The 13995-nt window shown below is 52.4% G+C and carries 11 protein-coding genes; 4 read left to right on the top strand and 7 right to left on the bottom strand.

The annotated features are described in order from the left end of the window. Window positions 1-10: 10 nt before the first annotated feature. Genes pstA through AEST_RS03215 form a run of 3 tightly spaced genes read right to left on the bottom strand, consistent with a single transcriptional unit; the run spans window position 11 to window position 4166 of the window. On the bottom strand, window positions 11-1363 hold the full coding sequence (gene pstA, locus AEST_RS03225) for a phosphate ABC transporter permease PstA (protein WP_008607024.1): 1353 nt from the start codon (window positions 1361-1363) through the stop codon (window positions 11-13). Beyond that, window positions 1360-3195 carry an ABC transporter permease subunit gene (locus tag AEST_RS03220; protein WP_008607022.1) on the bottom strand — a complete coding sequence of 612 codons (1836 nt, stop codon included), beginning with the start codon at window positions 3193-3195 and terminating at the stop codon, window positions 1360-1362. The genes pstA and AEST_RS03220 overlap by 4 nt, the downstream gene beginning before the upstream one ends. After that, a complete protein-coding gene (locus AEST_RS03215) occupies window positions 3192-4166 on the bottom strand; it encodes a PstS family phosphate ABC transporter substrate-binding protein (protein ID WP_008607021.1) in 975 nt (324 codons plus the stop codon). The genes AEST_RS03220 and AEST_RS03215 overlap by 4 nt, the downstream gene beginning before the upstream one ends. Before the next feature lie 489 nt (window positions 4167-4655). Here AEST_RS03215 and AEST_RS03210 point away from each other — a divergent pair, with 489 nt between their 5' ends. From AEST_RS03210 to AEST_RS03195, 4 genes are all read left to right on the top strand, one after another. Next, on the top strand, window positions 4656-5153 hold the full coding sequence (locus AEST_RS03210; protein WP_008607019.1) for a glycine cleavage system transcriptional repressor: 498 nt from the start codon (window positions 4656-4658) through the stop codon (window positions 5151-5153). A gap of 88 nt (window positions 5154-5241) precedes the next feature. Then, entirely contained in the window at window positions 5242-7374 is a 2133-nt protein-coding gene (gene ppk1 / locus AEST_RS03205; protein ID WP_008607018.1) for a polyphosphate kinase 1, read from the top strand. Further along, window positions 7371-8924 carry a Ppx/GppA phosphatase family protein gene (locus AEST_RS03200; protein ID WP_008607017.1) on the top strand — a complete coding sequence of 518 codons (1554 nt, stop codon included), beginning with the start codon at window positions 7371-7373 and terminating at the stop codon, window positions 8922-8924. The genes ppk1 and AEST_RS03200 overlap by 4 nt, the downstream gene beginning before the upstream one ends. Continuing rightward, window positions 8924-9538, top strand: coding sequence for a DNA-3-methyladenine glycosylase I (locus tag AEST_RS03195; RefSeq protein WP_008607016.1), 615 nt, complete (start codon window positions 8924-8926; stop codon window positions 9536-9538). The genes AEST_RS03200 and AEST_RS03195 overlap by 1 nt, the downstream gene beginning before the upstream one ends. Here the strand turns inward: AEST_RS03195 and phoR are convergent. The 4 genes from phoR to pstB form a co-directional block, all read right to left on the bottom strand. Continuing rightward, window positions 9525-10862, bottom strand: coding sequence for a phosphate regulon sensor histidine kinase PhoR (phoR, locus tag AEST_RS03190; RefSeq protein ID WP_008607011.1), 1338 nt, complete (start codon window positions 10860-10862; stop codon window positions 9525-9527). The genes AEST_RS03195 and phoR overlap by 14 nt on opposite strands. Window positions 10863-10868: 6 nt before the next feature. Then, the gene (gene phoB / locus AEST_RS03185) at window positions 10869-11555 is read right to left on the bottom strand and encodes a phosphate regulon transcriptional regulator PhoB (protein WP_008607010.1); all 687 of its coding nucleotides are present in this window, start codon (window positions 11553-11555) and stop codon (window positions 10869-10871) included. A 440-nt stretch (window positions 11556-11995) separates the two neighbouring features. Continuing rightward, window positions 11996-13033, bottom strand: coding sequence for a porin (locus AEST_RS03180; RefSeq protein ID WP_008607009.1), 1038 nt, complete (start codon window positions 13031-13033; stop codon window positions 11996-11998). A gap of 148 nt (window positions 13034-13181) precedes the next feature. Further along, window positions 13182-13970 carry a phosphate ABC transporter ATP-binding protein PstB gene (gene pstB / locus AEST_RS03175; RefSeq protein ID WP_008607008.1) on the bottom strand — a complete coding sequence of 263 codons (789 nt, stop codon included), beginning with the start codon at window positions 13968-13970 and terminating at the stop codon, window positions 13182-13184. Window positions 13971-13995: the final 25 nt, after the last annotated feature.

Raw genomic sequence — 13995 nt, 5'->3', positions numbered from 1 at the left:
CATTACAGTTTTATGACGAGCGCTGCTGTAACTGCCGATAGTGACGGCGTAAGCGCATTGCCAGCAGATTAAGCGCGCCGATCAGCAGCAGTAACACCAGCGCAATAGCAAATACTCTGGGCTCAGCCGCATCCGCATTGGAGCTTTGCAAACCCACATCGTAAATCTGGAAGCCCAAGGTCATAATCTGTTGCTCCAGATGCAAATAGGGCCAGCTGGCGGAGACTGGTAATACTGGCGCATACTTCACGACCCCGACAAAAATCAGCGGCGCAACCTCGCCGGCCGCCCGCGATACTGCCAGGATCAAGCCGGTTAGCATCGCCGGCCGCGCCTGGGGCAAGATCAGTTTGTATAATACCTCAGCTTTGGTTGCACCCAGCGCATAGCCACCCAGCCGCAGACTTTGCGGGATCCGGGATAAGCCTTCTTCAGTGGCGACGATGACTACCGGTAAGGTTAGCAGCGCCAAAGTCAAAGACACCCAAAGTAAGCCGGGGGAGCCAAAGGTTGGTTGTGGCAACTGCCCGGCATAAAACAACTTATCAATACTGCCACCGAGTACATAGACAAAAAATCCCAGGCCAAAGACACCAAACACCACTGAGGGTACGCCGGCCAGATTATGTACGCTGAGCCGGACCAAACGTACCAGCCGGCTATCGCGGGCATACTCATGCAAATAGATGCCGGCCATAATGCCGATAGGTGCTACCAGCAGTGCCATCAACAGTACCGACAGCACAGTGCCCACTATCGCCGGCAGGATACCACCGGCGCTGTTTGCTTCCCGTGGTTCAGTGCTTAAGAATTGCCACCACTGCTTAAGATAAAGCTTTAGCTTGGCCGGCCAACTAAGCTGATTAGTCGGCAGCAGTAACAACAACTGGTTGGCCGCGACATTAAGCTGATGCCCATCGGCCAGCAGCAACTGGTAACCGTCGGCCGTCGCTGCCAGCTGCAACGCATACAGATCCCCCAACTGCTGCTCCCGCACCAGGGTCAGTTGCGGCGGTTGCTGCCATTCGGAAATCTGCGCCTGCCAGAACCAACGATAGCCGCCCTGCCCTGACGGTAAATAGCCTTGTCTTACCAGAATTCGCTCTGCCGGCGCGCTGGCATCCAAACCAGCAGCGGCCAATTGCGCAACCGACACCTGCTGCCGGCTAATCACCTCACCGGCAATCAGCCGGTTTTCGCCAGCTTGCTGATAACGGAATTGCACCAAATCCTGTGGCCAGAATAGTCCCAACCCACGCTGTAGCATCAGCCAGGACAATAACAGTACCAGCAGCAGAATCAGGGCACTGGTGAGTGCTGACAGCCAGAACCAGGCGTTGGTGTGTAGCCGCGGTTTGGTCATCCGTCTAGCCTCTGAAAGTTTCGCCGCAGTCGCTGCCGAAGCAAATCGGCCAGGGTGTTAGCGGTAAAGGTAAACACAAACAGCAGGATAGCAACCAGAAACAGCACCCGGTAATGGCTGCTATCCACTGCGGCTTCCGGTAGCTCGATGGTCAGCGCCGCGGTCAGACTGCGCAGCCCTTCAAACAGATTAAAATTAGTAATCGGCGTATTACCGGTTGCCATCAGAATAATCATGGTCTCGCCAATGGCCCGACTTAAGCCCAACATCACTGCCGCCAGAATACCGGGCACCGACAGCGGCAGGATCACCCGCTGAATAATTTGCCACGGCGTGGCACCGAGCGCTGAAGCGCCCAGCGTCAATGAACGCGGGATCTGGCTCATCACATCAAAGCAAACGCTGTAAACCAGCGGCATCACCGCCAATCCCATCGCCAAGCCAACCAGAAGCGCATTACGTTGCTGATAATCAATGCCCTGGCTGTTTAGCCAAAAACGGAAACTGCCATCAAACAGACTCAGCTGCAGCGTATGCCCCAAATATAGCGCCAGCAAGCCAACCGCTGCCAGTAACGCCAGTAGCAACAGTAATTCCCAGCCGCTGCCCGGTAATTTTTGTAATGACAGCGGCAACCTGGGCCAGAGCCAGCTTAAACCAAATACCAGCAGCGGCAGCAAGCCAAAAAAGCAAAGTAACGCCAGTAAATGTTGCTCCAGCGCCGGAGCCAGCCAGATCGCCGCCAAAAAGCCAATAATTACCGTTGGAAACAACGCCAGCAACTCAATCAGCTGACTTAGCCGGCTGCGCAGTGGTTCAGGTAAAAAGCAGCAGGTGTAAAGCGCAGCCAGCACCGCCAGTGGCACCGCCACCAACATCGCATAAAAGGCGGCCTTAAGGGTCCCCAGTGTCAAAGGTACCAGTGAGTATTTACCTTGTACCGCGGCACTGGCACTGCCGGTTTGCCAGACATATTCCGGTTGCTGCCAGCCCTCATACCATACTTGCTGCCACAAGGTGCGCCAGGAGATCTCCGGGTGCCGGTTATCGATAAGCCACTGTTGTTGCCCGCTGGCGTTACTGAACAGCAGGCGCTGATTGCCGGGTAAAAAATGCAGCTCACCTGGCTGGGTGTCTACTGCAGCCGGGCCCTGCCATAACGGCTTAGTCAGATTGGCATAGAACAAACTCAGATTACCGGCGCTATCCAGTACCGCAAAACCACTGCGCCCCTGCTCGGCAGCGATGGTCTGGATAGCGGCAGCGCGGCGGCTAAATGGTTTAACCCAGCTTAAACGTAACTGCCCCTGCTGATCTGGTAATAAAAACCACTGTTTTAGCTGGCCACTGCTGTCGCCACTGATCAAACTGCGCTGGCCGGCCAACCAGACTAAAGCGGTCAGATCGACAGTGCGATCGGTCAGACTTAAGCGCTGCAGGCAGCCTTGCTCCGCTCGCGTCCGATCCAGCAGGCAGGCTTCGCCATGACGGGCGGCTAACAGCAGATAGCGTTGCTGCGGCTCCGATAACACAAAAACCGGTTCAAACTCCGGCAACAGGGCGTGATCCGGCAGCACCACCCTGGGCGTCGTTGCCACCGGCAGCGGTTCGGCTAGCGCCTGCGGCGTACTGATGCTGACCGGTTTAAACAGTGGCAGCACTTCTGAACCCAGGTAAAAGAAGATCGCCAGTAAGGCAACGATAACACTACTGCCGGCACTGGTGATCAGCAAATACCAGAGTCGGTCCAACCAACGCCGGCGGCTAGCCCGCTGCTTATTTGTGGTTAATCGATTGTCCTGCGCTGGTATTGGCGAGTTCTGGCGCGTCATAGCTCCAGCTCCTGCCGGATCGACGCCAGCACTGAGGATGGCACCGGCACCATGCCTTCCGTTGCCAGCAGGGCCTGGCCCTCTGTGGATAATACAAAGCGTAAGAATTCGCGCTCTGCCGCTGGCAGGGCTTTGTCGGGCGCCTTGTTCAGGTAAATATACAGCATACGCGCCAGCGGGTAAGCACCGGAGGCAGCATGTTCGGCCAGCGGTAACACCGCGGCATCTTCAGTTGTTGGGCGCACAGCCAGCCATTTTACCCCGGCGATCTGTTGCCCCACTCCCGAGTAGCCAATGGCATTTATGCTCTGACTCACTGCCCGCACTACAGCCGCAGCCCCTGGCAATTGCTGAACCTGAGAGCGGAAATCGCCGTCACACAGCACTTGCTGGCGGAAAAAAGTGTAGGTTCCCGACGCCTGGTTACGGCCATAAGCCACCACTGGCCGTTGCTGCCAGACACCACTTAAACCGAGCTGTTGCCAGTTCAGAATGGGCGGCGTTGCGGCACACCAGCCATTTTGAGCATAGATCCCTTCCAGCTGCGCCATACTAATGCTGTTTAGCGGATTGTCCTGATGCACATAGATGGCCAGCATATCCAGCGCGACCGGCACTGCGGTTGGCAAATAGCCAAAGCGGCGTTCAAAGCGGGCCAGTTCAGCAGGGATCATCAGACGGCTCATCGGCCCCAGACTGGCAGTGCCTTCACTGAGCGCGACAGCGGCGGTCGCAGAGCCACTGCTCTGAATTTGCAAATTCAGTTGCGGATGACGAGCAACGAAGTGACGGCGCCAGATCATCATCATATTATGCAGCGTATCTGAACCGGCACTGGACAGGGTGCCGCTAAGCGGCGCAGCAGCAGGAGCGGCAGGCTCGCTCAGGTCGTCGCCAGCCAGGCAAGCAACTGACGCCAGCAGCAAGCCACAGCGGATTAGCCCACGCGATATAATCTGAAAAACAGCCATCTTAGAATATCTGCTCCAAAAGTCGCCTTATCTTACCCCAGAGCGCAAAAACCACCTAGGGCGTGTTGACGTTTGCTGCTTGTTTTTGCAGCCGTTTGGCTGGTGTTTATACAAGGCAGAGCTTGTGATGTGTAGTTATTCTACATGAACAAGCGATAACGCAGTAGAAACGCCAGCCAAACACTGCCCGAAGGGTTCGCGCTGGCGACGCTTTGCTCTTTGTGGCCTGCATGGATGCAGATCAGGGGCGAGAGCAGGACGCGGTAGCTTCACTCGTCACTTATTTAGAATAACTAAACCGGGTACCGCGTACTGCGCTCCTCGTTTCGCGATCAAAGCGCCGCCAGTGCGAACAAAATCTAAGCAGCAAGCGTCAACACGCCCTCAAGCAGTAAATAAAAATTCACAGCTGGCTTTAAAAACAAAAAGTTGCCGCTACACTCTATACAACAATCAGGAACAAAGGCGTTGTCATTCAGAGGAAGCAGTATGAAGCAGTTGGTACTCACCATTATCGGTAAAGATAAAGCCGGCTTAGTTGAACAATTATCGCGCGTAATTAATGAACATAAAGGCAACTGGATGGCCAGTAACCTGAGCCATCTGGCGGGCTTTTTTGCCGGTATAGTGCAGATTGAAGTCGCCGAGCAGGATCTTGATACCCTAACCTCGGCGTTGGCAGGCATCAAAGATCTGGATATCCGGGTGCAGCAAGGCGAAGACAGTACTCTGGATAAAGGTCAGCAGTTACGTTTTGTGATTACCGGCAATGATCGCCCCGGCATTGTCAGAGAGCTATCGACCATTCTTAGCCATAAAGGTGCCAATATTGTTGCCTTTGAAAGCAGCAAACAAAGTGCGCCCAATTGGGGCTCGCCATTATTTCATGCCCTTGCCACCATTCAGCTACCGGCTGGTATCGAGCGGGATGAAGTGACGGCCGCGCTGGAAGCCATTGCTACTGATATCGTTGTCGATCTGGAGTAAAAAAACCTCGCCACAGGAATGCCCTGTCATCGCTCTGTCATAAAACTGACATAGAGTGAAATCCAGGCAGTAAGCAGGAGCACACTATATGGAATCGTCCTCACCACAAACAGCGGCACTTGAGTATCCGCTGTTTCCGCGCGAACTCAGTTGGCTGGCGTTTAACGGCCGGGTGTTACAGGAAGCTGCCGACACCCGCAATCCACCGATTGAACGTTTGCGTTTTCTGGGTATTTACTCTAATAACCTCGATGAGTTTTTCCGGGTGCGGGTGGCAGATGTTAAACGCCGCATCCTGCTGAAGAAATACCAAACCTACGAGCACGAAGATGCTGAGCAGCTGTTGTTAGAAATCCAAAACCAGGTGCTGCAACTGGGTAAGCAGTTTAATAAAATCTATCTCGATATCCAGCTGGAGCTGCGCAAGCACAATATTGAGCTGATTGACGACAGTAAGTTAACGGAGCTGCAATCGGCCTGGGTGCGCGCCTTTTTTAATAATGAAGTAAAGAAGCATATCTCGCCGATCATCCTCTCCAGTACCGATGCCTCGCTGGGTAAAATTCTGGAAGATAACACCACCTATCTGATGGTGGAAATGACCGGTAGCCACAAACCGGAATATGCGATAGTGCAGGTACCAACCGATGAAGTATCACGCTTTATTGAATTGCCACTGCATCTGAATACGCGCAAGAAAAACGGCCATTACCGGCGCCAGATTTTGCTGCTGGACGATATTATCAACCATTGTGTCGCCGATTTGTTCCAGGGTTTCTTTGAGTTTGACAGTATTTGCGCTTTCTCGCTGAAGCTGACACGGGATGCGGAATACAATATCAGTGATACGCTGGACCAAAGCTTAATCGACAAGATGTCCAAGGGGATCCGGCAACGGCTGAAGTCAGAGCCGACCCGCCTGGTGTACGATGCCGCCATGCCAGAGCAGATGCTGAAAGTGCTGACCAAACAGCTGGGCACCGGCTCAATGGATGCGCTGATCGCCGGTAGCCGCTACCGCAACTTTAAAGACTTTATCGGCTTTCCGAATCTGGGCCACCAGAGTATGGAGTTTCCGCCGCTGCCACCTTTACCCAGCCCGGACTTTGAACAGCACCCAACCACCTTCGATGCCATTCGTAACAGCGATATCCTGTTGTATTATCCGTACCACAGCTTTGGCTATTTTACTGAGTGGGTACGCCAGGCTTCGTTCGACCCTAAAGTCACCCATATCCGCATTACTATGTACCGGGTCGCCAAACAATCGCGGGTGATCCATGCCTTACTGGACGCGGTGCGCAACGGTAAAAAGGTCACCGTAGTGGTCGAGCTGAAAGCGCGCTTTGACGAAGAAAACAATATCAACTGGGCACGTAAGATGACCGATGCCGGTATTGAAGTGATCTTCGGCCAGACCACGCTGAAAATTCACTCCAAGATTTGCTTAATCACCCGGCTGGAAAAAGGCAAACCGGTGCGCTACGGCCATATTGGCAGCGGTAATTTTAACGAGAAAACCGCCCGTATCTATACCGATATGAGCCTCTTTACTTGTCATCCTGACATCACCGCCGAAATTGAGCAGGTATTTGAGTTTATCCAGTACTCGTACCGGCCCTTTGTGTTTAACCATCTGATTGTCTCGCCCACCTGGAGCCGACCCAAGTTACAACAGCTGATCCAGCGCGAAATCGACTTTGCTGTCAGCGGCCGCAAAGCTGAAATCTTTCTGAAGGTGAATAACCTGGTAGACGAAGACATTGTCCAGTTACTGTATAAAGCCAGTCAGGCTGGGGTAAAGATCCGGATGATTATCCGCGGCATGTGCTCACTGGTACCTGGTATTCCGGGTAAGAGTCAGAATATTAAAGTACTGAGTATCCTCGACCGCTTTCTGGAACACGCCCGGGTTTATGTATTTCACAATGGCGGTGATACTGATCTTTATATCTCATCTGCCGACTGGATGACCCGGAATATCGACCAGCGGGTGGAAGTGGGAGTACCGATCCTGGATGCGAAAATCAAACAAACCGTACTGACCACGCTGGATATTCAGTGGCGGGATAACGTGAAAGCCCGTATTATTGATGCTAAGCAAAGCAATCCATACGTCAAGCGTGGCAATAAACGGAACATCCGTTCGCAGCAAAGTATTTACGAATTCTTTGCCAGCCAGAGCCAACTGACGCAGCAACAGGCAGATCCGGAATTTTGATAACCACCCCACAACAGGACAACGCCGCCAGTGCCTATATGGCGGCAGTGGACCTGGGCTCGAACAGCTTTCATATGGTGATCGCCCGCATAGTGCAGGGCGATATTCAACTGCTACATCGTGAAAAACAAAAGGTACAACTGGCCGAAGGTTTAAACGACGATCTGGTCCTAAGTGAAGAGGCCATTGAACGCGGCCTGACGGTATTACGGCAATTTGCCGATACGCTGCAACCCTTCGCGCCGCAATCGGTGCGGGTCATCGCAACCTATACCCTGCGCCGGGCAAAGAATGCGGCAACGTTTTTACGCCGCGCCAAAACCTTATTTCCGTTCCCAATCGAAGTGATTTCCGGGCAGGAAGAAGCCCGCTTTATTTATCAGGGCGTGGCGCATTTTGAACATTTCGATGGTAAGCGCCTGGTGATGGATATCGGTGGCGGTAGTACCGAATTTGCCATTGGTGAGGGCAGTCAGCCATTACGGCTGGCCAGTCGTAATATGGGTTGTGTCAGCTATGCCAAAACCCATTTCGGGGCCGGTAAAATCAGTAGCCGCCGTTTTCAACGTGCTATCGTTCAGGCCGAACAGGAATTAGAACCTATTGTCAGCAGCTTCCGCGCCAGCGGTTGGCAGCAAGCCGTGGGTACCTCCGGCACCATTAAAACCATTCGCGATATTGTGGTCGGGCTGGGCTGGAGTCAGGGACCGCTGGAGCTGACACAGCTGTTACAGCTAAAAGACTATCTGCAGAAGTTTGACAGCTGTGATGAACTGCAGCTTACCGGCCTAACCGAAGATCGTAAGCTGTTAATCTGCTCCGGCTTAAGTATCCTGATCGCCGCCTTCCAGATGTTGCAAATTGAGCAACTGGTTTATGTCGATGCGGCGCTGCGCGAAGGCGTGCTGTATGAAATGACCGATAGGTTGCAGCATCTGGATATCCGCGAGCAAAGTATCCAGAGCCTGGTGCAGCGCTATGCAATCGATCAGGCGCAGGCCGAGCGGGTAAAACAGACCGCCTTGCAGCTGCTGGCACAGGTAAAAGACAGCTGGCAACTGACCGACGAAGCTGCGCTACTACTCGGTTTTGCCGCCACTGTGTACGAAATTGGCTTACAGATTAACTCCTCTGGTGTGCAGAAACACTCGGCCTATATTCTGCAAAACGCTAACCTGCCCGGCTTTAACCAGGAACAGCAACAATTGTTGGCCTGTCTGGTGCGTTTTCACCGCCGGAAAATCCGGGCTGATGAAATCCCCTACTTCAGCCTGTACGAATTGCCGCTGGTGATAAACCTGCTGGTGCTGCTGCGTTTGGCGGTGCTGCTGAATCAGAAACGCCGGGATGAGTTTTTACCCGAATTACAGGCCAGCGCCCGGGTACAGTCACTGCAACTGCAGCTGCCGTTGAGTTGGTTACAGCAACAAACCGTGCTGGCAGCCGATCTGCAGCAGGAGCAGAAAAGTCTGAAGAAAATTGCCTTTAAACTGGACATCCCGGCGCTGCAGGATCTGAACGATGCTCAGCTCAATCAGGACGCAGTCTGATGTGCCGCTGCCCCTGGCTGGACCTGAGTAAGCCAGACTATGTCGCCTACCATGATACGGAATGGGGCGTGCCGGTACTTGATGATAATACCTTGTTCGAGTATCTGACGCTGGAAGCGGCCCAGGCCGGCTTGAGTTGGTATACAGTACTAAAGAAGCGGCAACATTACCGTCAGGCCTTTGCGGGTTTTGATCCGGTGCAAGTCGCCGCCTTTACTGAGCAGGATGCCGCGCGCTTATTGCAAAACCCAGGCTTAATCCGCAACCGCCTAAAAATTGCCGCCGCTATCAATAACGCCGCCCGTTTTCTGGAAGTGCAGCAGGAGTTTGGCAGCTTTGCCCGTTATCAGTGGCAATTTGTCAATTATCAGCCGCTGTTAAATCAACGCCAGACCCTGGCCGATTATCCGGCGCGCACGGCCGAGTCCGATGCGTTTAGCGCCGATTTAAAACGCCGCGGCTTTAAGTTTGTTGGCTCGACCATTATATACGCCCATATGCAGGCCTGTGGTATGGTCAATGACCACAGTATCGATTGTTTCCGCTACCCGCAGCTGATACAACAGGTCGCTAGTCTGGACCTGCGCTCAGCCCTCGGCCTTACTTCACCTTAAATTTAGCGCGCTTTTTCGGCGTCTGAGCACCCAGCACCAATTCGGGTGGCAAGGCAAAGGAAAAGGTACTGCCTTGGCCGGGTTCAGAGAAAATCAGCAGCTGGCTGTTATGGCGGGATAACACATGTTTGACAATCGATAAGCCAAGGCCGGTACCGCCGGTATTGCGCGCCCGAGCCTGATCAACGCGATAAAAGCGTTCCGTTAAGCGTTTTAAATGCTGCGGCGCTATGCCTTCGCCATTATCGGTGACAGTGAAGAGTGCGCGCTGGCCATCACGCTGCCAGCTAACCTGGATCACGCCGCCCGGCGGCGTATATTTAATAGCATTGGTCACCAGATTTGAGAAGGCACTGCGTAGCTCCTCTGGCGCACCGGTCACTTTAAGCTCAGGATCAATCTCAAACTGCAGGCTATGTTGTTTGTCGCGGTTCAGCGTCTCAGCTTCCTGCTGGATCAGAGCCAACATCGCCGGTACATCCACTTCCTGATCAAATTGCACCCGGGCCGCAGCTTCAATCCGTGACAGCGTCAATAGTTGCTGCACCAGACTGTCCATGCGCCGGGTTTGTTCCAGCATCACGCCATGCGCCTTTTGCCAGATCGGCGCTGCCGGCTGGGCACTGCCATCCATCATTTCCAGATAGCCCTGCAGCACCGTCAGCGGCGTGCGCAACTCGTGCGAGACATTGGCAACAAAGTCTTTGCGAATTTGCTCCAGCTGCTTCAGCTGGGTAATATCGCGGACAATCAACAGAAACTGCGCCTTGCCATAAGGCATCATTTTACATTCCAGCATAATGCTGGACGTGGTCGGTGACATCACTTCCAGCGGCTGCTGAAAGTTGCGCTGCTTCAGATACTGATGAAACTCCGGTGAGCGGATCAGGTTATCAATCCGCTGCCCTTCGTCGCTGGGCCAACGCAGGCCAACCAACAGCTGGGCTAACTTATTACACCAGATAATATTCCAGTCTTCATTCAGCACCACCACGGCCTCCGGCAGTGCTTCCGCGCCGTCGCGAAAGCGCCGTACCAGAGTTCGTAATTCTTTGCGTTTACGCCGCTCCCGCCGCTGCTGGAAATAAATACCGTCGAAGATTTGCTGCCAGCTGCCATCACCAGCCGGTGGCGTCAGTTTACGATCGCGCCACAGCCACTTATCAAGCAGAAAGATATGTTTGTATTGCCACAGCAGGTGGCCAAGGGTCATCAGCAACAAAGCCAATAACAGATGGCCAAACAACAGGCCGGCAAAGGCGGCTGCACCGTAATACAGCGACACCTTGGCCAGGATCTGTCGCTTAGACAGCAACAGGCGCATCAGAAGTTACTTCGCAGAGAAACGGTAACCAGAGCCGCGTACCGTTTGCACCAGCCGGTCATGACCGCTGGGCGAAATGGCTTTACGTAAGCGGCGGATATGCACATCAACGGTCCGATCCTCAACGTAGACATTGGTACCCCAGACATGATCCAATAATTGCTCGCGGCTGTAAACCCGTTCCGGATGGGTCATAAAGAAATGTAGCAAGCGGAATTCTGTTGGCCCCATATCCAGTGCCTGATCGGCAGCATTAACCCGATGTGAAATCGGATCCAGGCGCAGTCCTTGCACTTCTATCACATCGTCCAGACTGGTCGGTGCCACGCGGCGGATCACAGCTTTAATCCGCGCCATCAATTCTTTTGGTGAGAAAGGTTTGGTCACATAATCATCAGCGCCCACTTCCAGACCGCGCACCTTATCTTCTTCTTCGCCACGGGCAGTGATCATTATAATCGGTATATTACGGGTCACGTCGTGTTGCTTAATTTTCTTGGCGATCTGGATACCACTGCCGCCAGGCAACATCCAGTCTAGTAAGATTAAATCAGGATAGGGTTCAACCAATTGATTGATTGCCGCATCAAAGCTGTCGGCGGTATAGGGCTGATAGCCGTTTTGTTCCAGCACAAAACACAGCATATCGCGGATTGGGGCTTCATCTTCAACAACCAGTATTCGTCTTGACATAGTTCGCTAGCCTGTTAATAAAACTTTGCCCTATTATCAAAGCATAATATGACAGTTTTATGAAAACCGCGAATAAAGCCACCAGAAACAGCTGAATAATCAGTAGTTATCTGCAGCCTATAAACAAAAAAACCCCGCCAACAGGCGGGGTAAGATAATGCTAGGGCTTGTTGACGTTTGCTGGTTAGATTTTGTTCGTCTGGCGGTGTTTTGATCGCGAAACGAGGAGTGCGGTTTAGTTATTCTAAATAAACGACGAGTGACAAAGAGCAAAGCGCCGCCAGACGAACCCTTCGGGCAGCGTGTGGCTGGCATTTCTACTGCGTTATCGCTTGTTCATGTAGAATAACTACACATCACAAGCTCTGCCTTGTATAAATACCAGCCACTCAGCTGCAAAAACAACCAGCAAACGTCAACAAGCCCTACTGAACAGCAGATTAGAAATTGTACACCACGCCCAGTGACAGCGCTTTAGCGTCCTGACCAGTAACGGTATTCAGCTGGGTATCACGGCCACCGGCAGTAACGCGGAAGTTTGCATTGTCGTCATTTGACGTCACGGCGTAAGCAGCATACAGCGTTAAAGCACGACCGAAGTTACGATCAACACCAAACACAAACATATTGGCACCTGATTCGGCTACGTCATTCTTACCGGCAACATAGTACTGGCCACGCAGAGTGTAATCACCCATCTTGTAGCTGGTACCCAGACCGTAAACATTGCGGTCACCGCCAGGTACATCGCTGGCAGTTTGATACATACCTGAAACGCGCAGATCTGAGGTCAGGTCATAGTACAACCCAACACGTACAGCATTCGGATCTAAATCGTTAGTCCCTTCAAAGGTCTCATAAGCCACAGCAGCATAGAAGCCTTTCACTTCATAACTTACTGACATACTGTAAGACTCTTGAATATTGTCTACCGTAGCGCCAGTGTTGTTATGTGGCGTGTAGTGGAAATCAAATACGAAGTCACCAAATTTTGGTGAAGTATAGGCCACGCCGTTTCTGTAACGCTCGTCAAAGACGTTACCGATGTTAGCGTTGGTTGCGCCAGCAGTAGAAGTACGGGTCAGGTTACGGATATCACCTACGCGGTCACCAAACATATCCACTTTACCACGCACGTTTTTCAGTGGGGTGTCAAACTGACCGATACGCACAGTACCAAAACCGCCTTTTAAGCCGACGAAAGAATCGCGTGAAGCCCAGTTACCTGAACCTTCGTCAAAACGGATATTCTGTTCAATTTGCATAAAGGCTTCTAAACCGCCATCCAGCTCATGCTTGGCACGGAAACCTAAACGGCTGGAGTTGCTTGATACGTTAGTACCGCTGTCTACACCGTTATCCAGTGAATCAACTGACAGGTGAGCGCGGCCGTAGATCTGTACCGTGTTAGCCAGAGCCGGGGTCGCCATTACTGAACACAGTGCGGCGGCAACTAAACTTAATTTGATGGTTTTCATGGAACTCTCCTGATTAGCTTTTTATTGGTATGCTGAACACGGGACTTATTATCAGTAACAAAGATGTCAGTAATGTGGCTCTTGCATGAAGCTTTTATGACAAAGGCCGGATAACCGGCCTTTGGAGATAGCGAGATAAAACAAAAACTTAACCGTAACGACCGGTAATATAGTCTTCGGTTCTTTTCTGTGTCGGGTTGGTGAAGACGTCGTTGGTACCACCAATTTCAATCAGATTACCCAGGTGGAAGAACGCAGTACGGTCTGATACCCGCGCCGCCTGTTGCATATTGTGCGTCACAATCACGATAGTAAAGTTCTGCTTTAACTCGGTGATCAGCTCCTCGATAATTGAGGTCGCAATAGGATCCAGCGCTGAACACGGCTCATCCATTAAAATCACTTCCGGGCTGACCGCGATAGTACGCGCGATACATAGACGCTGCTGCTGACCGCCTGACAGACCGGTACCCGGTTGATTTAAACGATCTTTAACTTCATCCCATAAACCGGCGCGGCGCAGACTGGATTCAACCACATCATCCAGATCCGATTTTTTGCTGGCCAAACCATGTAACTTCGGGCCATAAGCAATATTTTCATAAATCGATTTCGGGAAAGGGTTAGGCTTTTGGAACACCATACCGACCTGAGCCCGCAGCTGCACCACATCCAGTGACGGCGCATAAATATCCTGGCCATCCAGTGCAATTTCTCCGGTTACCCGGCAGCTGTCGATGGTATCGTTCATCCGGTTTAAACAGCGTAAAAAGGTCGATTTACCACAGCCTGACGGGCCGATAAAGGCAATCACTTCATTCTCCACAATATCCATATCCACGCCGTGGATGGCCTGGTTGCTGCCGTAAAATACTTTGACATCACGGGCCGTCATTTTAATTTTTTGGCCGGCTTCATTAACTTTTGCAGTAGTCATACTTAATTCCTGTATTCAAAAACGG

Source organism: Alishewanella aestuarii B11, from assembly GCF_000280055.1.
GTDB classification, from domain to species: Bacteria; Pseudomonadota; Gammaproteobacteria; order Enterobacterales; family Alteromonadaceae; genus Alishewanella; species Alishewanella aestuarii.
This window is presented reverse-complemented; position numbering and strand designations above follow the sequence as displayed.